The organism is Rathayibacter sp. Leaf248 (assembly GCF_920939495.1).
Lineage (GTDB): Bacteria > Actinomycetota > Actinomycetes > Actinomycetales > Microbacteriaceae > Rathayibacter > Rathayibacter caricis.
Genome location: NZ_CAKLAV010000002.1, coordinates 955,122 through 975,358, shown reverse-complemented (window position 1 = coordinate 975,358; position 20,237 = coordinate 955,122). Strand labels below are relative to the sequence as shown.

The following is a 20,237-nucleotide window of genomic DNA, read 5'->3' as shown; positions in this document are numbered from 1 at the left end:
ACCGTAGACGATCACCGAGGGATGCGAGCGTCGCGCCCCTTTTCCGTCCACGCCTCCCGCGGTGGGATGAAGACATGACCGGAACCGCTCACGCCCTCGCCACCACCGCCGCCGTCGGAGCAGGACTGCTCGCCGGCGTCTACACCGCCTTCAGCACGATGGTGATCCCCGCGCTGCGCCGACAGGATCCGCGCGATGCCGCGGCCGTCATGATCGGGATCAACCGGGTCGCCGAGCGCGGGCCGTTCCTGCTGCTCTTCGGCGGGGCGGCCGTCGCCGCGGCAGCGCTCGGAGTCTCGGCGCTCGTCCGCTCCGACCCCGCTGACGGAGCGGTCGCGGCCGCGTCCCTCGCGAGCACCGCGATCACGGTGGCGGTGAACGTGCCGCTGAACCGCCGGCTCGAGCGCGAACCCGGCTCCTGGACCTCGTACGCCCGCACCTGGACGGCGTGGAACAGCATCCGTGCCGTCGCGGCCGCTCTCGCCGTCGTGGTGGCGGTCGACACGCGCTCCTGACTCAGTCGCAGTCGGCGGGCTCGCCGTCGCCGATCTCGGCGGCGAGCTCGTCGGCGCTCAACCGATCGCCGGGCGCAGGCGTCCGGAACGGCCCGGCGGGCGGGAGCTCCACCTCGGGGTCGGCGGTCTCGGGGGCGGCCTCGACGTCGAGATCGCGCTCGGCCTGCTCGGCGTCGCGGGTGGGTCGGGAGGACGGGAGGAACGGCTCTGCCATCGACATGCCCTCGAGGATCACCCGCGCAGGTGACGGCGAGGTGAACGCGGCCGTCACGGGAAGGTCACTCCGGTGCGCTCCTCCGACAGCCGCCACAGGCGCTGCGCATCCTCGGGGTCGACGAGGCGCGAGAACGGACGCTGCTCCGTCGGCGCTCCCCCGAGCCCACCGGGGCCGCCCGGTCCGACGAAGCGGCCGCCCGCGCCCTCGAGGACGGAGGCGAGCAGCGCCGGCAGCGGAGCGGTCTCGACGGTGCCGACCAGGAGTCCTCGGCGCGACAGCGCCCGGATCAGCCGCACGTCGACTCCGTCGCGGGCGCGACCCGTCTCGGGACGGGCGGCGAGGAGGCTGGTGGGTGCCACTCCGGGGTGCGACAGGTTGCTCGTGACGCCCCAGCCGTGCGCCGCGCTGCGGCGCTCGAGCTCGAGGCCGAACAGCCCGACCGCGATCTTCGACGAGCTGTATGCGCGGAAGGCGTGGTACCCGCGCTCCCAGTCCGGGTCCTCCCAGTGCACAGCGTTCCGGTTCGCCGCGACGCTCACCTGCGACACGACGCGCGCCCGCCCCTCGCGCAGGAGCGGCATCAGCCGACCGATCAGGGCGAAGTGCCCGAGGTGGTTCGTGCCGAACTGCAGCTCGAAGCCGTCCGTCGTGCTCAAGCGCGTGGGAGGGGTCATCACTCCGGCGTTGGCGACGAGGAGGTGCAGCGGCCGTCCCTCGGCGAGGAGCGTGTCGGCGAGGGCCCGGACCGACTCGAGCGACGAGAGGTCGAGGTCGCGGAGCGAGACCGCGGCTCCCGGGCGATGCTCCCGGATGCGGGCGAGCGCCGCCTCTCCCTTCGCTCGGTTGCGGACGGGCAGCAGCACCTCGGCTCCCGCCGCGGCGAGGCGCCGGGCGAGGACGAGCCCGAGGCCGTCGCTGCCCCCGGTGACGAGGGCGCGGCGGCCCGAGAGGTCGGGGAGGTCGAGGTCGATCGGTCGGCGTGGCATGGCGGGCTCCTGACTCGTGGCTGCCGGGTGCAGCGCTGCCAGCGTGCGGCCGACGGCGATTCGGAGGAACGTCCCGCTCAACCGTGGATCGGCGGACCGTGGCTGAGCACGTCGGCCGCCGGTAGAAAGGGAGCGACGTCAGGAGGACCGATGCGCACGATGGACCGGGAGGGGCTCGCCGAGTTCCTGCGCGCGCGACGCGAGGCGCTGCAGCCCGAGGACGTGGGGATGCCGCGCACGGCGCGCCGCCGCACCGCCGGGCTCCGGCGCGAGGAGGTCGCCGCCCGCTGCAGCATGTCGGCCGATTACTACGCGCGCATCGAGCGCGGACGCAGCCCCCAGCCGTCTGAGCAGATGCTCGCGTCGATCGCGCAGGGACTGCACCTGACCCTCGCCGAGCGCGACCACCTCTTCCACCTCGCCGGGCACCGGCCGCCCGAGCGCGGAGCGTCGGACGGCCACGTCGGCCCGGGGTTGCTCCGGATCCTCGACCGCCTGCAGGACACGCCCGCCGAGATCGTGACGGAGCTCGGCGAGACGCTGCGGCAGACTCCGCTCGGCGTCGCCCTCACCGGCGACCTCACCCGCTTCACCGGGCCCGAGCGCAGCATCGGCTACCGCTGGTTCACGGACCCGGCGAGCCGGGCGATCTACGCCGAGGAGGGGCACGAGCAGCTATCGCGCGTCTGGGCGTCGGGCCTGCGCGAAGTGCTGAGCCGCCGCGGACCCGGTTCCCGCGCCGCCCGCTACGTCGAGCTGCTCCTCGAGCGCAGCGACGAGTTCCGCCGGCTCTGGGCACTGCACGAGGTGGGTGTGCGGCCCGGCGAGACCAAGCGGTTCGAGCATCCCGAGCTCGGGCGGCTCGACCTCGCCTGCCAGACCCTGATCGACCCGGTCGACTCCCACGCGCTGCTCGTCTACACGGCGGCCCCCGGGTCACCGAGCCACGAGAAGCTCGAGCTGCTGCGGGTGATCGGGGCGCAGCTGCCGGCGGTGGATGCCTCGTCGTGATGTTTCGACCGTGAGAAATATCGCAGTGATCGACCACCAGGGCTTGCGCGGAGTGCCCCCACATGGGTGGAGTTACCGGATGACGGATACGACGAGCACGACCGGCGAGAGCTCCCCGGGGACCGGCAAGGGATCCGAGAAGGGAACCCTCAAGAAGGTCATCACCGGGCCGCTCCTGTTCGCCTTCATCGTCGGCGACACCCTCGGCGCGGGCATCTACACGCTCGTCGGCACCATGGCGAACGACGTGGGCGGCGTGATCTGGCTCCCGCTGCTGATCGCCCTGGTGATCGCCCTGCTGACCGCAGGCACCTACGCCGAGCTGATCACGAAGTACCCGCACGCCGGGGGCGCCGCCCGCTACGTCGACCGCGCCTTCGGCAAGCCGTACCTGTCGTTCCTGGTCGGCTTCCTGATGATGGCGTCCGGCATCACGACCGCTGCCGCCCTCGCGAACGCGTTCGCCGGCGACTACCTCGGCGCGCTGCTCGACGTGCCGCCCGTGCCGACAGCCCTCGTCTTCATCGCGATCCTCACCCTCGTGAACCTGCGCGGAGTGAAGGAGTCGCTGACCGCGAACCTCGTCGCCTCGGTCATCGAGGTCAGCGGCCTCGTGATCGTGATCGTCTGCGCGGCGATCTTCTTCGGCGGCGGCAACGGCGACTTCTCGCGAGTGCTCGAGTTCAACCCCGAGGTCGCCCCGCTGCAGGGCGCGTTCGCCGCCTCCATCGTCGCCTTCTTCTCCTTCCTCGGCTTCGAGGCCGCGGCCAACATGGCCGAGGAGGTGCGGAACCCCTCGAAGGTCTACCCGCGCGCCCTCTTCGCGGCCCTGTTCACGGCCGCCGTCGTCTACCTCCTGATCGCCCTCGGCGCGGTCATCGTGCTGCCGATCGACGAGCTCGCCGAGTCGACCGGTCCCCTGCTCGACGTCGTCGCGGCCAGCGGAGTGGCAGTGCCGCCGTGGCTGTTCGGCCTGATCGCGCTCGTCGCGATCGCGAACGGCGCGCTGCTGTTCATGGTGATGGCGAGCCGGGTCGGCTTCGGCCTGGCCACGGCGGGCCTGCTGCCGAGCGCCTTCGGACGCGTCCTGCCGAACCGCCGCACCCCGTGGGTGTCGATCATCGTCGTCGGCGGCGTGACGATGGTGCTGAGCGTCCTCGGCGACGTCGGCACGCTGTCCGAGACCACCGTGCTCCTCCTGCTCCTGGTCTTCATCTCGGCGAACGTCTCGGTGCTCGTGCTGAAGAAGGACCGCGTCGACCACCCGCACTTCTCGGTGCCGCGGGTCGTCCCGATCCTGGCGACGATCGCGAGCATCGTGCTCCTGACCCAGCAGACCGGAGTGGTGTGGCTCGGCACCGCGGGCTACGTCGTGGTCGGGTCGCTGCTGTTCCTCGCGACGCGCTTCGGGAAGAAGCGTCACGCCGACCAGGTGTCGGCGCGCGAGGACGCGGACCGCTCATGATCGCCGCCGTTGGGCGCTTTCCGCGGCTCTGAGCTGCTTAGAACCGCAGATCGTGTCCAACGGCGACGCGGTGTAATCCGATCCGTCGCGGACGGTCGTCCCTGCTCGGGATGAGCGGCCGTCCGTGACGATCAGTCGTGACCTCATGCCGGGAGTGACGGATGGACCGCGCGCGGGACTGTGCGCGACTGATCGATCCGCATCGTGGGAGCGTGGAGGGGTGTCCGTCTCCCTCGCCCCGTTCCCTTCCTCCGATCTCGCCGCCTGGATGAAGGTGCAGCGTGCGTCCTACGTCGCCGACCGCCTGCGCGCGGGCGACGACGCTGCAGCGGCGGAGCGGAACGCGGACGCCTCGCACGACCGCCTCTTCCCGGAGGGCCGCCTCGCACCCGGCCACGACGTGCTGTGGATCCTCGACGACGGCGTCCCGGTCGGCGTGATCTGGGTGGGGCCGCACCCGCAGGAGCTCGAGGGCGTGGCGTGGATCTGGGACGTCGAGGTGGACGAGCCGTTCCGCGGGCGCGGGTCCGGTCGCGCCGCGATGCTCCTGGCGGAGGAGCATGCGCTCGCGCGCGGCTACCGCGCGCTCGCCCTCAACGTCTTCGGCTTCAACACGACCGCGCGCGGACTGTACGAGTCACTCGGCTACGAGACGACGGCGGTGCGGATGCGGAAGGAGCTGGGCACGCCGGAGTAGCGGCCACAGTTGTGCGGTGGTCGCGCGTGCACTGTTCGCGTTGGGCCCGTCGTCGGCCTGCGCACTGGTCGCCGTTGAGTATCGCCGCGACGAGTGGACGGGTTCCGGGGCCTGAACGAGCTGTGAGGGCCGTTCCGCGTCCACTCGGCGACAGAGCCCGCGCCGGATGGACCCGAACCGGGGCCTGCTGACCCCGTGAGCACCGGTTCGCGACGAGTGGGCCGCGTCCGGCTGGGTCGCTCCGCGCTCCAGCTCTTCGCATGAAACGACGGCCGCCCGACCCGGGGCCACCATCGGGCACCGGGTCGGGCGGCCTGCCGCCGACGCTCAGCTCGTGGAGGGCACCGCGGTCGGGTCGGACTGGCCCGACCCCTGAGCAGCGGCGCCGACTCCGCGGCCGAACGCCTGGCCCTGGAGGATCGCCCCCAGGTCGACGCCGGTCGCGGACTTGACGCTGTCGAAGGTCGCGGCGAGGCTCGCCGCCTGCTCGCGGGCGATGTGCGTGCCGGCGGTGTCGCCGCCGATCAGCGTGATGGTGCCGACGTTCTGATAGCCCTTGGCGAACTCGGACATGAGCGAGGGCAGCTGCCCGATGAGCTCGCGACCCAGGATCGCCTCCTGGTTCTCGCGGAGCGCCTCCGCCTCGGCCGCGATGGCCGCCGCGCTCGCCTCGCCCTTGGCGCGGATGGCCTCCGCCTCGGCGGTCGCGTTCGCACGCAGGGCCTCGGCCTCGGCGCCGGCCTTGGCCCGCAGAGCGTGCGCCTCGGCCTCGGCACGGGCGCTCACGGCTGCAGCCTCGGCTGCTGCGGACGCCTGGCGGGCCTCGGCCTGGCGCTGAACGGCGTAGGCCTCGGCGTCGGACACCTGCTGCGCGACCTGGCGGTCGGTCTCGGCCTTCTTGGCGCGGCCGTAGGCGTCGGCGTCGGCCTCGGTCTGGCGGCGGTACTTCTCGGCGTCGGCGACGCGCTTGACGTCGGCGTCGAGCTCGGCCTGGCGGTTCTCGGCGCGCTGCACCAAAACGGCCTGCTCGCGCTCGGCGCGGGCCAGGTTCTCGGCCTGCTCGGCCTCGGCGTTCGCGCGGCCGACCTCGGACTTCGCGGCGGCGGTGTTCTTGTCGTAGGCGGTCTGCTCGATCAGGTTCGCCTCGTCGGTCGCGAGCTGGCGGGCCTTGACCTCGCGCGCCGCGTTGATCCGGGCGACGTCGGCCTCGCGGCGGACGCGCTCGATCTCCTGCGCGCCGAGAGCCTCGATGTAGCCGTTGCGGTCGGTGACCCCCTGGATCGCGAACGAGTCGAGGACGAGTCCCTGCGCGAGCAGGTCGCCCTTGATGCCCTCGGCGATCTCGTCGCCCAGCTTCTGCCGGTCCTGCATGACCTCCTCGACGCTGAGCTTCGCGACGACGCCGCGGAGGGCGCCCTCGAGCTGCTCGGTCGTGAAGACGTCGATCGACTGGTCCTGCGAGGCGAAGCGCTCGGCGGCGGCGCGCACCTGGTCGGCCGTGGATCCGATCTTCACGAGCGCGACGCCGGCGAGGTGGATGGTCACGCCGTTCTTGGTCTGCGCGACCGGCTCCATCTTGATCTGCCGCGACCGCAGCGAGATGCGGTCGGAGCGCTGGGTCAGCTTGTTGACGAACGCGCCGCCACCGGTGATGACGGTCATGTTGGACGTGAGCCCGTCATCCCCCTTCTGCTTCTTGCCGACGATCACGATCGCCTCGTCGGCCTGGGGCACCTGGTACCAGGCGCGGAAGATGAAGAAGCCGATGAGTGCCAGCAGCAGCAGGGCGCCGGCGACGACCCCCGCGATGACGATCCAGAGCAGGTCGGATTGCATGAACGAGATTCCCCCTTCTCGGGACACGCCGGAGACGTGTCTCTGAGCGATGTACGCCTTCATCGTGGCATGCCCCGGCCCGAGGCGGAGCGGAGGGCGGCGGGTCTCGGCACTGAGCGACCGCGACTCTGCGCCGTCAGTCGGTGGAGGTGTCGCAGACCCCGGTGCCGTCGGCGCGCTCCATGCAGACGCGGGCGCCTTCGGGGGCGAGGCTCCGCGCCGCAGGGAGCAGTCGCCCGAGGTCGCCGTCGTCACCCGAGGCCGTCACCGTCACCGACCGGTCCGACCGGGCCACCGCGGTGACGCCCGGAGTCGCGAGCACCGCCGACGCGTCCGCGACGGCCACACCGAGAGAGCGGGGAGGTGCACTGATCTCGAGCGTTCGAGCCTCGCCGACGCTCATCGTGACGGTCGAGAACTGCACGGACCCCGGAGTCGCGGACACCGCCTCCGCGACGGTCACGGCCCGATCGACTGCATCGACGGCGAGCCGGAGGTGGTCGTCGTCCGTCCAGACGGAGCGCAGGTCGGCGAGGACCTCGGGGTCGAGAGCGGCGAGCACGATGCGCGCCGACTCCCCGGACGCGCCGTCGCCGAGCGCGACCAATGGACTCGAGAAGGCGACCGCAGGGCCGCCGGGCGATGCCGCTGCCGATTCCGCCGCCGCGAGGTCTTCCTCGCTGCCCAGCGTCACCTCGAGCCGCTCCGGCGCCGCCCGGAAGCCGATCACCGGCACCGCCGCCGAGACCGCTTCCCACGTGCCCTCTGCAGCGTCGATCCACGCCCCCGGGTCGCCGCCGACGAGCTCCGACCGGTCGGAGCTCTGCACGCTGACGTGGACCGGAGCCGCGTCCGGCAGCAGGTCGGGAGCGTCCCGGGCGAGCGCGAAGAGGTCCCGCGCCGTCGCCGACTCGGCGAGGATGAGGCTCAGCCCGCTGACTCGGTCGTCGCTGTCGTCCGCGGCCAGCGCGACGGACGACACGCGCGGATCGTCCCGCAACTCGAGCGCCGCCGCGATCCTCCCGTCGGTGAGATCGGAGTCGCCCGAGACGGGGAGACTGAGCCCCTCCGCGTCGAGCACGACCCGGACGTCTCCCGCGGGGCGTTCGGACGCGAAGGCACTGAGTCGGTCGGCGAGCGCCCGCAGGTCGGCATCGGCGAGGTCGTCGCGCGCCACCACCTCGGCGCTCACTCCGCCGGTGAAGGGCATGTTGTCGACCGTCGAGAGCTCGAGATCCGCGATCGCCTCGTCGCTGCCGAAAGTCCGTGCGAAGTCGGCGCGGAACGAGTCGCCGGAGCAGCCGGTGAGCAGGAGGACGGAGGTCAGGGCGAGGGCGGCGAGGCCGAACATCCGCATCCGCTCAGCCCGCATGGCGCCAGCGTAACCGGGTGCTCCAGAGGTCGAACGGAGTGGACGGATCGCGTTCGGCGTGCTTCACGCGGCAGGTCCGTGCTCGCTCGACGACGAGTCGTCGCGGATCGGGTCCCGAACGGAATACGGAGGCCTTTCCGCGTCCACTGACGGAGGAAGGCCGGAGCGATTGCGCGCGAACGGGGCCTGAGGACCGCGAAAGGCCCGATCCGAGTCGAGTGACGCGATCGACCGCGGCTCTGGCGCATCGAACGCGGGGCATCGACAGCAACACGCGGACGGAGCGACGCGCAGGCCGACACGACCTTGCAGGACGATTCCGGCGAGGATGCTCACGCCGAAGCGGAGCCGAGAAACTGCTGGGGTACCTGGACTCGAACCAAGAACAACTGAACCAGAATCAGCCGTGTTGCCAATTACACCATACCCCAATGGCCATCCACAGGTGAGGGAGGAGGCCAGGCGGCGGCCGGAAGAACTTCCGGCGCCGAGGAAGAACACTACCCTACGGGCGCACGCCGCTCAAATCGACGCCGGCCTCGTGGATCGCGTGGGCCTCGGACTCGGGGGCGGCCTCGCCGAGGCGGGCGCGCACGAGGTCGCGGTTGACCGCCGAGGCGACCTGCGCGCCGGAGCCGGCGGCCACGATCAGCTGCTGCGGGCCGGGGGCGGTGACCTCGCCGGCGGCGTAGAGGCCGGGGACGGAGGTGCGTCCGCCCGCGTCCACCCGGAGGAAGCCGTCGCGGTCGGTCTCGGGGCCGGCGGCGTCGAGGTACTCGAGGACCGGCACCCAGATCGGGCGGACGAAGGCGCCGGTGCGCGGGATGACGTCGCCGTCCTCGAGCAGGACGCCGGTCATCTCCGCGCGCTCGCCGGCGAGGTCTGCGACAGGGCGGCGCTCGACGCGGATGCCGATCGAGCCGAGCAGGGACTCGTCGGCGTCGCTGACGACTCCGATGCCGTTGGTGAAGACGATCAGATCGGTGGACCACTGCGAGAGGAGCATGGCGCGCTCGGCGAGGTCGGAGGTCTCTCCGATCAGGGCGAGGGGCTCCCCCGCCTTCTCGTAGCCGTCGCACTCCATGCAGCTGTGCACGGCGGTGCCGTAGTAGGCGCGGAGGCTGGGCAGGCGGGGCAGCTTCTCGCTGAGGCCCGCGGCGACGACCACGGCGGTGGCCACGACGGCGCGGTTCGCGGCGCCGCGCACGCCGCGCGCGGAGACGAGGAACTCGCCGCCGGAGCGCTCGACCGAGGTCACCAGGGCGTTGTGCACCTCGGCGGCCTCGTAGCTCTCGACCTCTTCGCGGCCGAGGCGGCGGAGCTCGAGCGGTGAGACTCCGTCGCGCGTCAGGAAGCCGTGCGAGTGCAGTGTCGCGGCGTTCCGCGGACGGTTGCTGTCGAGCAGGAGCACGCTGCGGCGGGCGCGCGCCAAGTTCAGCGCGGCCGACAGACCGGCCGGACCCGCGCCGATCACGACGACGTCGTAGTGCCCTCCCACCGCCTCGGCCATGCTCAGACCGGTCCGGCGGAGGCGGAGGTGCGGTCGGCGAGGCGCGAGAGGCGCGCGAGCGACTCCGCCCTCCCGAGGATCTCCATCGACTCGAACAGCGGGGGCGAGACGCGGCGGCCCGAGATCGCGGTGCGCAGCGGTCCGTAGGCGATGCGGGGCTTGAGCCCGAGGCCCTCGATCAGGGCCGAGGCGAGCGCGGCCTGGATCGAGGCGGTCAGCCACTCCCCCTCCGGCACCGCGGACAGCGCCTCGATCGACGAGGCGAGCACGTCGCCGGCGTTCGCGGGGAGGCCCTTGAGGGCGTCCTCGTCGTAGGACAGCGCCTCGGCGGTGGTGAAGAGGAAGCCGAGCATGCCCGGCGCCTCGCCGAGCAGTCCGATGCGCTCCTGGACCAGCGGCGCGGCGGCGTCGAGCACCGCGCGCTGCGCAGGAGTCGGCTCGCCCTCGAGCACGCCCGCGGCGATCAGGTACGGCACGGTGCGCTCGGTGAAGTCGTCGACGGCGAGCAGACGGATGTGGTCGCCGTTGATCGACTCGGCCTTCTTGAGGTCGAAGCGCGCGGGGTTGGGGTTCACGTCGGCGACGTCGAAGGCGGCGATCATCTCGTCGATCGAGAAGACGTCGCGGTCGTGGGTCAGCGACCAGCCCAGCAGCGCGAGGTAGTTGACCAGGCCCTCGGGGATGAAGCCTCGGTCGCGGTGGTGGAACAGGTTGGAGGAGGGGTCGCGCTTCGAGAGCTTCTTGTTGCCCTCGCCCATGACGTACGGGAGGTGGCCGAAGCGCGGCACGAAGGTGGTCACTCCGATGTCGATCAGCGCGTGGTACAGCGCGATCTGCCGGGCGGTGGAGGGCAGGATGTCCTCGCCGCGGAGCACGTGCGTGATCTGCATGATCGCGTCGTCGACCGGGTTCACCAGCGTGTAGAGCGGCTGGCCGTTGGGGCGCACGACGACGAAGTCGCTGAAGGAGCCGGCGGGGAAGGTGATCTCGCCGCGGACGAGGTCGTCGAACGACAGGTCGGCGTCGGGGACGCGGAGGCGGAGCGCGGGGCTGCGGCCCTCGGCGCGGAACGCCGCGCGCTGCTCCTCGGTGAGACCGCGGTCGAAGTTGTCGTAGCCGTGCTGCTTGGCGCGGCCGGCGGCCTCGTTGCGCGCGTCGATCTCCTCGGCCGTGGAGTAGCTCTCGTAGAGGTGGCCCGACGCGAGCAGGCGCTGGATCACGTCGAGGTAGACGTCGCTCCGCTCGGACTGGCGGTACGGGCCGTGCGGGCCGCCCACTCCGACGCCCTCGTCCCAGTCGAGCTTGAGCCAGCGCAGCGCGTCGACGATCTGCTCGTAGCTCTCCTCGCTGTCACGCGCCGCGTCGGTGTCCTCGATGCGGAAGACGAACGTGCCCCCCGTGTGCCGCGCGTACGCCCAGTTGAACAGGGCGGTGCGGATGAGGCCGACATGCGGCGTCCCGGTCGGGGACGGGCAGAAGCGGACGCGCACGTCGCTCCCGGTCGCGGTCGTGAACGGGTGCGCCGCTGCGGCGCGATCGGAGGGCGGGGTGAGCTCAGACATACGCCCGCGATTCTAGCCGCGGAGCGCGCAGTGCCGTCGGGCTGGACAAGGGGCGTTCCGGGGGGTGCGGACTCGCGCGGACGCCGGTTCAGGGGCCCTCCGCACCGCCGCACGGACGGGATCCTCCGCATGACCGCGCTCCCACGCCCTTTATCGCGAAGCAGTGCTCCGCGTCAACGGACTCGTCTTCTCCCAGGAGCAGTGGTGCTCTGTGCAGAGCGCTTCTCCGGGGCCGCTCGATGAGGAGCGCACCGCATCCGCCATGCCCCGGGCCTCGCGCCAGCACGCCCGGAAAGGGGATTCGGATGAGCACGACCGTCGCCATGTCGCGCGCCACCGCCGCGATGGATCCGGCACGCGAGGAGAAGGACGCGCGCACCCTCTCGCTGTTCCGCGCGGCCGCCGAGGCCACGGGCGCCGAGGGCGACCGCATCCGCGAGCGCATCGTGCTCGACCACCTCGGACTCGCCGAAGCCATGGCCCGCCGCGTCTCGCGCGGGGGCGGTGCCGGCGGCGACTGGGCGGACCTGCGCCAGGTCGCGTACGTCGGCCTCGTCAAGGCCGCCCGTCGCTTCGCTCCCGAGCGCGGTGACAGCTTCGCCGCCTTCGCCGTGCCCACGATCACCGGCGAGCTCAAGCGCCACCTGCGGGATCTGGGCTGGATGGTCCGCCCGCCGCGCAGCGTGCAGGAGCTGCACCGCCGCTCCGGGGTCGTCGCGGAGGAGCTCTCGCAGGAGCTCGGTCGGCACCCGTCCGACCACGAGATCGCTCTGCGGCTCGGCGTCGACGCCGCCGAGGTCGCCGATGCCCGCTCGGCCGGTCATCCGCTCTCCCTCGACGAGACGGTCGGCACGGGCGGCGACGGAGGAGTGCGGCTCGGCGAGACGCTCGGCGGCGACGACGAGAACCTCGCGGCCATCGACCGCCGTCACGGCCTCGCCACGGCCCTCGCGGAGCTCGAGGACGCGCAGCGCGAGCTGCTGCGCATGCGCTTCGTCGAGGAGATGACCCAGCAGCAGATCGCGGAGGCCCTCGGCACGACGCAGATGCAGGTCTCGCGCCTGCAGCGCCGGATCCTCGCGCAGCTGGCCGACCGGCTGGGCGCTCCCTCGCGCTCGGATCAGCCGCGCTCCCCCCGCTCCCGCGTCGCCGTGGTCACGCCCGTCCGGCAGGCACCCCGCCTGCGGTCCGCCTGAGGTGCGCCTCGGCACGCGAGGGCAGCGAGGCGAGGGCGTCCAGGACGTCCTCGGTCTGCACGGCCAGGAGGGCCGGGTCCGGCTCGGACGAGAAGACGTCGCCCTTGCGGAGCGACGCGTCGGTCAGCACGATGTGCGGTCCGCTCGCGGGCGGGCCCCAGGCCTCGGGCGGCGCCGGGCCGAAGATCACGACCGAGGGGATGCCGTACGCCGACGCCAGGTGCGCGGCTCCGGTGTCGACCGTGACGAGGGTCTCGGCGGCGGCGACCACCGCGGCGAACTCGACCAGGTCGACCTCCCCGGCCAGCACCTCCCCGGTGCCGGCGAGCTCGGCGACGCGACGGGCGCGGTCGGCCTCGTTCGCGCCTCCGGTGTAGACGACGCGGTGCCCCTGGTCGGCGAGCGAGCGGGCGACCGCGGCGAAGCGCTCCTCGGGCCACTCGCGCGAGCCGTAGAAGGCGCCGATGTGCACGACGGCGGCGCCGTCGACCCGGGGCGCGACCTCGGGAACCGCGATGGCGACGTCCTCGGGATCGGCGTCCAGGCCGATCGAGTTCACCAGGCGGGCCCAGCGCGCGCGCTCGAGCTCGCCGTCGATCCAGAGCGGGCGCGGGTCGTCGTGGCTCGCGTCGGGATCGAGCGCCGGCACGCGGAACTCGAGCGTGCGCTCGGGCTCGATCTCGGCGAGGCGCAGCCGCGACTCCGGACCGTTGCCGTGCAGGTTGACGCCGAGCTCGACGCGGCCGGCGACCATCGGGAGCGGGTCGTCGAGGCCGTGCAGGGTGGGCACCAGGGCGTCGAGCCCCTCGATCAGGTCGACGATCGGCTCGAGCCAGGGCGTCGTGGCGAGGATCAGCCGGTGCTCGGGGAAGCCGCGGCGCAGCGCCTTGAGCGCCGGCACCGCCACGAGGATGTCGCCGAGCTTGAGCGCGCGGAGCGCGAGGACCTCCGGGGTGCCGTCCGGTTCGGTGAGAGCGCGCACGGCGCCTCCTTCCTGTCGGAGGTCCCGTACCCCGTCGCCGGACGCTCAGACGCACGCGCCCCGATCCCGACGCGCCCGAGCGGCACCACTTCTCCTCGGCACCGTTTACGAGGAGGAGAAGCAGGGTACGAGAACGGTGTGACCGACCCGATGCACCCGCGCGAGCAGCGCGGCACCGCCGAGCTCGAGCGGACCCCGCGACTGCGCGGGATCCTCTTCGACCGCGATGCCACGCTCGTGGTCGACGTGCCCTACAACGGCGACCCCGCGCGGGTCGAGCCGATGCCGACCGCCCTCGACGCCGTCGAGCGCGCGCGCGAGGCGGGCCTGTCGATCGGAGTCGTCACGAACCAGTCCGGCATCGCCCGCGGCATCATCGACCGCGGCCAGGCCGACGCGGTGAACCGGCGGGTCGACGAGCTCTTCGGCGGCTTCGACGTCTGGATGCTCTGCCCGCACGGTCCCGAGGACGGCTGCGACTGCCGCAAGCCCGCGCCCGGGATGGTGCTGGGCGCGGCGGCGGCGCTCGGGCTGCCCGCCGACTCCCTCGCCGTGATCGGCGACATCGGCGCCGACGTGGGCGCGGCGGCCAACGCGGGCGCGCGGGGCGTGCTCGTCCCCACTCCGATCACCCGGGCCGAGGAGGTGGCGGCCGCGGCGTTGCGCGCCGACACGCTCCTCGAGGCGGTCGAGCTGCTCCTGGCGATGCAGCCGGACCCGTCCGAGGAGGGCCCCGCATGACCCGCCGCGTCCTCGTCGCCCGCCTCGACAGCGCGGGCGACGTGCTCCTCTGCGGCCCCGCCGTCCGCGCGATCGCCGCGGACGCCGAGGTGCTGCTGCTCGCGGGGCCCCAGGGTGCGCCCGCCGCCGCTCTGCTGCCCGGGCCGACGAGCGTCCGCACCTGGTGGTGCCCGTGGATCGGCGACGCCTCGCGACCGGTCGACGCCGCGCTCGTGGCGGAGCTGCACGCGATCGTCGAGGAGTTCGCCCCCGACGAGGCCGTGATCCTGACCTCCTTCCACCAGTCGCCGCTGCCGCTCGCGCTGCTGCTGCGCCTCGCGGGCGTCGCGCGGATCAGCGGCGCCTCCGTCGACTTCGCCGGCGCCCTCCTCGATGTGCGGCTGGTTCCGGGCGAGACCCTCGAGGAGGACCAGCCGGAACCGGAGCGCGCGCTCGCCATCGCCGCCGCGGCCGGCTTCGCGCTGCCCGAGGGCGACGACGGACGCCTGCGCGTGCGCCGCGAGGGCGTGCTGCCGGCCGCGCTCGAGGGAGTGGGCCCCTACGTCGTCGTGCACCCCGGAGCGGCGGTGCCGGCGCGCGCCTGGCCCGCGGCGAACGCGGCCCGCGCCGTCGAGCTGCTCGCGGACGAGGGCTTCGCCGTCGCGGTCACGGGCGGTCCCGGCGAGCGCGCGCTCACGGCCGAGGTCGCGGGCACCCGCGGCATCGACCTGGGCGGCGCGACCGACTTCGCCGGTGCCGCCGAGGTGCTCGCCCGCGCCGAGGTCGTCGTCAGCGGCAACACCGGTCCGGCGCACCTCGCCGCGGCCGTCGGCACTCCGGTCGTCAGCCTCTTCGCCCCGGTCGTCCCCGCGATCCGCTGGGCGCCGTACGGCGTGCCCGTCGAGCTGCTCGGCGACCAGGGCGCCGCGTGCGCCGGCTCCCGCGCCCGGGTCTGCCCGGTGCCCGGTCACCCCTGTCTGGCGGGGGTGAGCGCCGAGGAGGCGGTCGCCGCCGTCCTGCGACTCCGCGCCCTCGGGCGCTCCACCACGACCACGACGGAGGCGATGGCATGAGGATCCTCCTCTGGCACGTGCACGGCGGCTGGGCGGACGCGTTCGTCCGCGGCGACCACGAGTACCTGCTCCCCACGACGGACGCCCGCGACGGCTGGGGCCTGGGCACCGGCGGCCGCGACTGGCCGAACGCGATCGAGATCGCCCCCGAGGACCTGCGGGACGCCGACGTCGACGTCGTGCTCCTGCAGCGCCCCGAGGAGCTCGCGGAGGCGGAGCGCCTGCTGGGCCGGCGCCTCGGCCACGACGTGCCCGCCGTCTACGTCGAGCACAACACCCCGCGCGGCGACGCCCCGACCAGCCGGCACCCGCTCGCCGACCGCGACGACCTCCTCCTGGTGCACGTCACGCACTTCAACGCGCTGATGTGGGACACCGGATCGACGGCGACGACGGTGATCGAGCACGGGATCCATGACCCCGGTCCCCTCTACACGGGTGAGCTCGCGCACCTGGGCGTCGTGATCAACGAGCCGGTGCGGCGCAACCGCGTCACCGGCACCGACCTGCTGCCCCGCTTCGCCGAGGTCGCGCCGCTCGACGTGTTCGGGATGAAGACCGAGGGCCTCGCCGAGCTCGCCGGGTTCCCGGAGGGGCGGCTCGCCGTCCTCGGCGACGTGCGGACGAGCGAGATGCACGCGCAGCTCGCCCGCCGCCGCGTCTACCTCCATCCGTTCCGCTGGACCTCGCTCGGCCTCGCGCTGCTCGAGGCGATGCACCTGGGCATGCCCGTGATCGCGCTCGAGACGACCGAGGCGGGCCGCGCCGTGCCGCCCGGCGCGGGAGCGGTCTCGAACGACCTCGACGAGCTCGTCGCCGCCGCTCGCGAGCTGATCGCGGATCCGGAGCGCGCCGCCGCCGCCGGGGCGATCGCCCGCGAGAGCGTCCTCGAGCGCTACGGCCTCGCCCGGTTCCACCGGGACTGGGACGAGGTCCTCTCCGATCGTCCGCGCCGGACGCTCATCACCACAGGGACCCGAGGAGGGAGCACCCGATGACGCACACGACCACCACCCGACCGCTCGCGATCGCGATGGTCTCGGAGCACGCCAGCCCGCTGGCGACGCTCGGAGGCGTCGACGCCGGCGGCCAGAACGTGCACGTCGCGGCCCTCGCCGACGCGCTCGCCCGCCGCGGCCACCGCGTCACCGTCTACACCCGGCGCGACGACCCGTCCCTCCCCCGCCGCGTGCCGTTCGCCTCCGGAGTCGAGGTCGTGCACATCGACGCCGGCCCGGCCGCGAAGGTGTCCAAGGACGATCTGCTCCCCTACATGGGCGACTTCGCCGTCGACCTCGCGAACGACTGGCTCGACTCCCGCCCCGACCTCGTGCACAGCCACTTCTGGATGTCCGGGGTCGCCGCGCTCGACGCCTCCGAACGGGTGGAGCGCGCGACGGGCCGCCGGGTGCCCGTGTTCCACACCTTCCACGCGCTCGGAGTGGTCAAGCGCCGCCAGCAGGGCGCGCTCGACACGAGCCCCGAGGAGCGCGCCTGGCTCGAGCCCGGAGTCGGCCAGCGCGCCGACGGCATCGTCGCGACCTGCTCCGACGAGGCGTTCGAGCTCAAGGGCCTCGGCGTGCCGACGAGCAGCATCTCTGTCGTGCCCTGCGGGGTGGACCTGGAGCGCTTCTCCCCCGACGGACCCGTGGCCGAGAAGACCCGTCCGATCCGGCTCATGAGCATCGGCCGCCTCGTGCCCCGCAAGGGCATGGGCCACGCGATCGAGGCGCTCGCCCGCCTGGTCGACGACGGGCACGACGCCGAGCTCGTCATCGTCGGCGGCTCGGGCTCGGGCGACGCCCTCGCGGCCGATCCCGAGTACCAGCGCCTGCACGGCGTCGCCGAGGGCCTCGGAGTCGCGGACCGCGTCCACCTCGTGGGCCAGCTCTCGCAGACCGAGATGCCCGCGATCCTCCGCTCGGCCGACATCGTCGTCTGCGCCCCCTGGTACGAGCCGTTCGGCATCGTGCCGCTGGAGGCGATGGCGTGCGGCCGGCCGGTCGTCGCGTCCTCGGTCGGCGGGCTCATCGACACCGTCGTCGAGGACGTCACCGGCGTGCACGTGCCGCCCCGCGACCCGGCGGCCCTCGCCGCCGCCCTCGCCGCTCTGATCGCCGACCCCGAGCGCGCCCGCGCCTACGGAGCCGCGGGACGCGAGCGCGTCGAGTCGCGCTACTCCTGGGACCGCGTCGCCGCGGACACCGAGCGCGCGTACCTCACCACCCTCGCCGGACTCGGCGACGGGGAGGCCGTCCTGACCGGCGCTCCCCGCAGCTCCCACTCCTCGAAGACCCGGAAGGCGGCCCCCCGACGATGAGCATCGACACCGTGCTGGACACCCCGACGGACGCCGCCCGGCGGATCGTCGACGACCACATCTCCCGCTCGCTCGACGTCGTCGCGCAGCTGGAGCGCCACTCCGAGCAGATCGTCGCCTGGGGCGTCGAGCTCGCCGACCGCCTGCACTCGGGCGCCCGGCTGCTCGCGGCCGGCAACGGCGGCTCCGCGGCCGAGGCGCAGCACCTGACGGCCGAGCTCGTCGGCCGCTTCGACGGCGACCGCGTGCCGTTCTCGGCGATCTCGCTCCACGCCGAGACGTCCAGCCTCACCGCGATCGGCAACGACTACGGCTTCGACCACGTCTTCGCCCGCCAGGTCACGGCTCACGCGCGCTCCGGCGACGTGGTCGTGCTGCTCTCGACCAGCGGGCGCAGCGCCAATCTGCTGCACGCCGCCGAGGCGGCCCGCGCCGCAGGAGCCCGCACCTGGGCGCTCACCGGTGACGGACCCAACCCGCTGACCGACGCGTGCGACGAGGCGATCGCCCTGGAGGGCCACGGCTCGAACGTGCAGGAGGCGCAGCTCGTGCTCGTGCACGCGCTCTGCCGGGCCTTCGAGCACCGCATCCGCGCCCGCACGGGAGCCGCCGCGTGAGCCCGCGCCTGCGGATCGCCGTGGTCGGCGACGTGATGCTCGACGTCGACCTCTCGGGGCCCGCCGAGCGGCTGAGCCCCGACGCGCCCGTTCCCGTCGTCGACGTCTCTACCCGCGGCGTGCGCGCCGGCGGAGCCGGGCTCGTGGCACGGATGCTCGCCCGCGACGGACACGACGTCACCCTCGTGACGGCGCTGGCCGACGACTCCGACGCCGACGTGGCGGAGCTGCGCGCGGCGCTGGACGGGATCCGCGTGGTCGCCGGCCCGTCGGGAGCACCGACTCCGGTGAAGACGCGCGTCGCCGCCTCGGGGCAGGCCGTCGTGCGCTTCGACCGCGGCTGCGAGCGCCCGCCGGTCCCGGCCGTCACCGACGGCATGCTGGCGGCGCTGCAGGACGTCGACGCCGTCGTCGTCGCCGACTACGGCCGCCGCCTCACCGAGGACGGGTCGCTGCGCGCGGCGCTCGACGCCCTCACCGTGCCGCTCGTGTGGGATCCGCACCCCCGCGGCACCGCGCCCGTCGCCGGCACTGCGCTCGCGACTCCGAACCTCGCCGAGGCGACCGCGTTCTCGCAGGCGACGGGCCGCGGAGTCACGCTCGCCGAGACCGCCGCGACCACCCTGCTCGAGCGCTGGGGCTGCGCCGCCGTCGCCGTCACCCTGGGCGGCAGCGGCGCCCTGGTGCGCTCGCGCGGCGCGGGCGTGCCCGTCGTCGTGCCCGCCGCCTCCGTGCCGCCGACCGACCCGTGCGGAGCGGGCGACCGGTTCGCAGCGTCGGCCGCGGTGGCCCTCGCCTCGGGCGCGACCGCCTCGGAGGCGGTGAACGCGGCCGTCTCGGACGCCGGCGCCTACCTCCTCGCGGGCGGGGTCGCCTCGCTCTCGGCGCCCGCCGACACCGCGGTCCTGCACGGCGCCGGCGTCGACGCTCTGCGCGTCGCCGAGGCGGTCCGCGGCTCCGGAGGCACAGTCGTCGCGACCGGCGGCTGCTTCGACCTGCTGCACGCGGGACACGCCCGCACGCTCTCGGCGGCCCGGGCGCTGGGCGACTGCCTGATCGTCTGCCTCAACTCCGACGACTCGGTGCGCCGTCTCAAGGGCGCGTCGCGACCGATCATCCCCGAGGACGACCGGGTCGATCTGCTGCTCGCGCTCGAATGCGTCGACGCGGTGCTCGTCTTCGGCGAGGACACCCCCGACGAGGCGCTGCGCCGCATCCGCCCCGACGTCTGGGTGAAGGGCGGCGACTACTCCGCCGAGTCCCTCCCCGAGACCGCGACCGTCGCCGAGTGGGGCGGGCGCGTGCTCACCGTGCCGTACCACCCGGGCCGCTCGACCACCCACCTCGCCGCGGCGCTCGCCCGCGTCGGCTGACCTCTCTCTTCCCGCCCCGCGACGGCGAGCCACCCGCGACCCGTCGCACCGTCACCCAGAAGGACATCATGAGTCTCACCCCCACCCCCATCGGCCGCGTCCTGATCACCGGAGGCGCCTCCGGCCTCGGTGCCGCCGTCGCCGCCGCGGTCACCGCCGCGGGCGGCACCCCGATCGTGCTCGACCGCGACGTCTCGAGCGTGGCCGAGGGCGTCGCCGCCTACCAGGTGGACGTCGCGAAGACCCGCGAGGCCGAGAAGGCCGTCGTCGACATCGCCCGCGAGCACGGCGGACTCGACGCCGTCGTCACCGCCGCCGGGATCGACCGCTGCGGCCGCCTCGTCGACGTCGACCCGGAGGAGTGGGAGCGCGTCATCTGGGTCAACCTCCTCGGCACCGCCGCGGTGGTCCGGGCGGCGCTGCCGTTCCTCACCGAGACCCACGGCCGCGTCGTCACCGTCGCCTCCTCGCTCGCGATCAAGGCCGTCTCGGACGCGACCGCCTACTGCGCGTCGAAGTTCGGCGTGCTCGGCTTCACCCGCGCCCTCGCCGCCGAGACCAAGGGCGAGATCGGCGTCACGACGCTCATCCCCTCGGGCATGAAGACGCGCTTCTTCGACGACCGCGACGCGCAGTACAAGCCGGGCCCCGACGCCCTGCTCAACGAGCCCGAGAACGTGGCGAACGCCGTCATGTTCGTCCTCGGCCAGCCGCAGGGCTGCGAGGTGCGCGAGCTCGTCATCACGCACGAGGAGGAGCCGTCCTGGCCGTGAGCCGCGTGATCC

19 protein-coding genes and 1 tRNA gene are annotated in these 20,237 nt (G+C 73.6%); 12 read left to right on the top strand and 8 right to left on the bottom strand.

The genetic code is table 11. The annotated features are described in order from the left end of the window. Positions 1 to 74: 74 nt before the first annotated feature. Positions 75 to 515, top strand: coding sequence for an anthrone oxygenase family protein (locus LRG51_RS17580; RefSeq protein ID WP_230674002.1), 441 nt, complete (start codon positions 75 to 77; stop codon positions 513 to 515). Position 516: 1 nt separating this feature from the next. Here LRG51_RS17580 and LRG51_RS17575 read toward each other — a convergent pair whose 3' ends face one another. Both LRG51_RS17575 and LRG51_RS17570 read right to left on the bottom strand, forming a co-directional pair. Next, positions 517 to 786 carry a hypothetical protein gene (locus LRG51_RS17575; RefSeq protein WP_055793472.1) on the bottom strand — a complete coding sequence of 90 codons (270 nt, stop codon included), beginning with the start codon at positions 784 to 786 and terminating at the stop codon, positions 517 to 519. Continuing rightward, a complete protein-coding gene (locus LRG51_RS17570; RefSeq protein WP_230674001.1) occupies positions 783 to 1,718 on the bottom strand; it encodes an SDR family oxidoreductase in 936 nt (311 codons plus the stop codon). The genes LRG51_RS17575 and LRG51_RS17570 overlap by 4 nt, the downstream gene beginning before the upstream one ends. Before the next feature lie 150 nt (positions 1,719 to 1,868). Between LRG51_RS17570 and LRG51_RS17565 the strand changes: the two genes are divergently transcribed. From LRG51_RS17565 to LRG51_RS17555, 3 genes are all read left to right on the top strand, one after another. Beyond that, complete coding sequence (locus tag LRG51_RS17565) at positions 1,869 to 2,729, top strand: helix-turn-helix transcriptional regulator (RefSeq protein WP_230674000.1); 861 nt, start codon at positions 1,869 to 1,871, stop codon at positions 2,727 to 2,729. A gap of 79 nt (positions 2,730 to 2,808) precedes the next feature. Then, the gene (locus tag LRG51_RS17560; protein ID WP_230673999.1) at positions 2,809 to 4,194 is read left to right on the top strand and encodes an APC family permease; all 1,386 of its coding nucleotides are present in this window, start codon (positions 2,809 to 2,811) and stop codon (positions 4,192 to 4,194) included. Positions 4,195 to 4,414: 220 nt separating this feature from the next. Beyond that, positions 4,415 to 4,891, top strand: coding sequence for a GNAT family N-acetyltransferase (locus LRG51_RS17555; protein ID WP_230673998.1), 477 nt, complete (start codon positions 4,415 to 4,417; stop codon positions 4,889 to 4,891). A 327-nt stretch (positions 4,892 to 5,218) separates the two neighbouring features. Here LRG51_RS17555 and LRG51_RS17550 read toward each other — a convergent pair whose 3' ends face one another. The 5 genes from LRG51_RS17550 to gltX form a co-directional block, all read right to left on the bottom strand. Beyond that, positions 5,219 to 6,727 (bottom strand): SPFH domain-containing protein, encoded by a 1,509-nt coding sequence (locus LRG51_RS17550; RefSeq protein WP_055793491.1) that lies wholly within the window; start codon positions 6,725 to 6,727, stop codon positions 5,219 to 5,221. A 136-nt stretch (positions 6,728 to 6,863) separates the two neighbouring features. Continuing rightward, the gene (locus LRG51_RS17545) at positions 6,864 to 8,099 is read right to left on the bottom strand and encodes a hypothetical protein (protein ID WP_230673997.1); all 1,236 of its coding nucleotides are present in this window, start codon (positions 8,097 to 8,099) and stop codon (positions 6,864 to 6,866) included. Positions 8,100 to 8,458: 359 nt separating this feature from the next. Further along, positions 8,459 to 8,530: transfer RNA gene (locus LRG51_RS17540), tRNA-Gln, on the bottom strand. Positions 8,531 to 8,604: 74 nt separating this feature from the next. Then, a complete protein-coding gene (locus LRG51_RS17535) occupies positions 8,605 to 9,609 on the bottom strand; it encodes an NAD(P)/FAD-dependent oxidoreductase (RefSeq protein WP_230673996.1) in 1,005 nt (334 codons plus the stop codon). A gap of 2 nt (positions 9,610 to 9,611) precedes the next feature. Beyond that, complete coding sequence (gene gltX, locus LRG51_RS17530) at positions 9,612 to 11,171, bottom strand: glutamate--tRNA ligase (RefSeq protein ID WP_230673995.1); 1,560 nt, start codon at positions 11,169 to 11,171, stop codon at positions 9,612 to 9,614. 305 nt (positions 11,172 to 11,476) lie between these two features. Here gltX and LRG51_RS17525 point away from each other — a divergent pair, with 305 nt between their 5' ends. Further along, positions 11,477 to 12,367, top strand: coding sequence for a sigma-70 family RNA polymerase sigma factor (locus LRG51_RS17525; protein WP_230673994.1), 891 nt, complete (start codon positions 11,477 to 11,479; stop codon positions 12,365 to 12,367). On the opposite strand, the gene LRG51_RS17520 is transcribed toward LRG51_RS17525, so the two are convergent. Continuing rightward, the gene (locus LRG51_RS17520; RefSeq protein WP_230673993.1) at positions 12,327 to 13,349 is read right to left on the bottom strand and encodes a glycosyltransferase family 9 protein; all 1,023 of its coding nucleotides are present in this window, start codon (positions 13,347 to 13,349) and stop codon (positions 12,327 to 12,329) included. The two genes, LRG51_RS17525 and LRG51_RS17520, sit on opposite strands and share 41 nt — an antisense overlap. 138 nt (positions 13,350 to 13,487) lie before the next feature. On the opposite strand from LRG51_RS17520, the gene LRG51_RS17515 reads away from it, so the two are divergent. From LRG51_RS17515 to LRG51_RS17485, 7 genes are all read left to right on the top strand, one after another. Further along, on the top strand, positions 13,488 to 14,090 hold the full coding sequence (locus LRG51_RS17515; protein ID WP_329958744.1) for an HAD-IIIA family hydrolase: 603 nt from the start codon (positions 13,488 to 13,490) through the stop codon (positions 14,088 to 14,090). Next, positions 14,087 to 15,142 (top strand): glycosyltransferase family 9 protein, encoded by a 1,056-nt coding sequence (locus tag LRG51_RS17510; protein WP_230673992.1) that lies wholly within the window; start codon positions 14,087 to 14,089, stop codon positions 15,140 to 15,142. Before LRG51_RS17515 ends, LRG51_RS17510 begins: the two co-directional genes overlap by 4 nt. Further along, positions 15,139 to 16,140 carry a glycosyltransferase gene (locus LRG51_RS17505; RefSeq protein WP_230673991.1) on the top strand — a complete coding sequence of 334 codons (1,002 nt, stop codon included), beginning with the start codon at positions 15,139 to 15,141 and terminating at the stop codon, positions 16,138 to 16,140. The genes LRG51_RS17510 and LRG51_RS17505 overlap by 4 nt, the downstream gene beginning before the upstream one ends. Next, complete coding sequence (locus LRG51_RS17500; RefSeq protein WP_230673990.1) at positions 16,137 to 17,462, top strand: glycosyltransferase; 1,326 nt, start codon at positions 16,137 to 16,139, stop codon at positions 17,460 to 17,462. Before LRG51_RS17505 ends, LRG51_RS17500 begins: the two co-directional genes overlap by 4 nt. Beyond that, positions 17,459 to 18,079 (top strand): D-sedoheptulose-7-phosphate isomerase, encoded by a 621-nt coding sequence (locus LRG51_RS17495; protein ID WP_055793507.1) that lies wholly within the window; start codon positions 17,459 to 17,461, stop codon positions 18,077 to 18,079. The genes LRG51_RS17500 and LRG51_RS17495 overlap by 4 nt, the downstream gene beginning before the upstream one ends. 8 nt (positions 18,080 to 18,087) lie before the next feature. Continuing rightward, entirely contained in the window at positions 18,088 to 19,452 is a 1,365-nt protein-coding gene (locus LRG51_RS17490; RefSeq protein ID WP_230674092.1) for a PfkB family carbohydrate kinase, read from the top strand. Positions 19,453 to 19,520: 68 nt separating this feature from the next. Further along, positions 19,521 to 20,225, top strand: a complete 705-nt coding sequence (locus LRG51_RS17485) for an SDR family oxidoreductase (RefSeq protein WP_230673989.1) — start codon at positions 19,521 to 19,523, stop codon at positions 20,223 to 20,225. Positions 20,226 to 20,237: the final 12 nt, after the last annotated feature.

Excerpts from the sequence above, each read along its gene's own strand:
- LRG51_RS17580 (WP_230674002.1), top strand. The coding sequence starts at position 75 with ATGACCGGAACCGCTCACGCCCTCGCCACCACCGCCGCCGTCGGAGCA.
- LRG51_RS17570 (WP_230674001.1), bottom strand. The coding sequence starts at position 1,718 with ATGCCACGCCGACCGATCGACCTCGACCTCCCCGACCTCTCGGGCCGC.
- LRG51_RS17565 (WP_230674000.1), top strand. The coding sequence starts at position 1,869 with ATGCGCACGATGGACCGGGAGGGGCTCGCCGAGTTCCTGCGCGCGCGA.
- LRG51_RS17560 (WP_230673999.1), top strand. The coding sequence starts at position 2,809 with ATGACGGATACGACGAGCACGACCGGCGAGAGCTCCCCGGGGACCGGC.
- LRG51_RS17550 (WP_055793491.1), bottom strand. The coding sequence starts at position 6,727 with ATGCAATCCGACCTGCTCTGGATCGTCATCGCGGGGGTCGTCGCCGGC.
- LRG51_RS17545 (WP_230673997.1), bottom strand. The coding sequence starts at position 8,099 with ATGCGGGCTGAGCGGATGCGGATGTTCGGCCTCGCCGCCCTCGCCCTG.
- LRG51_RS17535 (WP_230673996.1), bottom strand. The coding sequence starts at position 9,609 with ATGGCCGAGGCGGTGGGAGGGCACTACGACGTCGTCGTGATCGGCGCG.
- gltX (WP_230673995.1), bottom strand. The coding sequence starts at position 11,171 with ATGTCTGAGCTCACCCCGCCCTCCGATCGCGCCGCAGCGGCGCACCCG.
- LRG51_RS17525 (WP_230673994.1), top strand. The coding sequence starts at position 11,477 with ATGAGCACGACCGTCGCCATGTCGCGCGCCACCGCCGCGATGGATCCG.
- LRG51_RS17510 (WP_230673992.1), top strand. The coding sequence starts at position 14,087 with ATGACCCGCCGCGTCCTCGTCGCCCGCCTCGACAGCGCGGGCGACGTG.
- LRG51_RS17505 (WP_230673991.1), top strand. The coding sequence starts at position 15,139 with ATGAGGATCCTCCTCTGGCACGTGCACGGCGGCTGGGCGGACGCGTTC.
- LRG51_RS17500 (WP_230673990.1), top strand. The coding sequence starts at position 16,137 with ATGACGCACACGACCACCACCCGACCGCTCGCGATCGCGATGGTCTCG.
- LRG51_RS17495 (WP_055793507.1), top strand. The coding sequence starts at position 17,459 with ATGAGCATCGACACCGTGCTGGACACCCCGACGGACGCCGCCCGGCGG.
- LRG51_RS17485 (WP_230673989.1), top strand. The coding sequence starts at position 19,521 with ATGAGTCTCACCCCCACCCCCATCGGCCGCGTCCTGATCACCGGAGGC.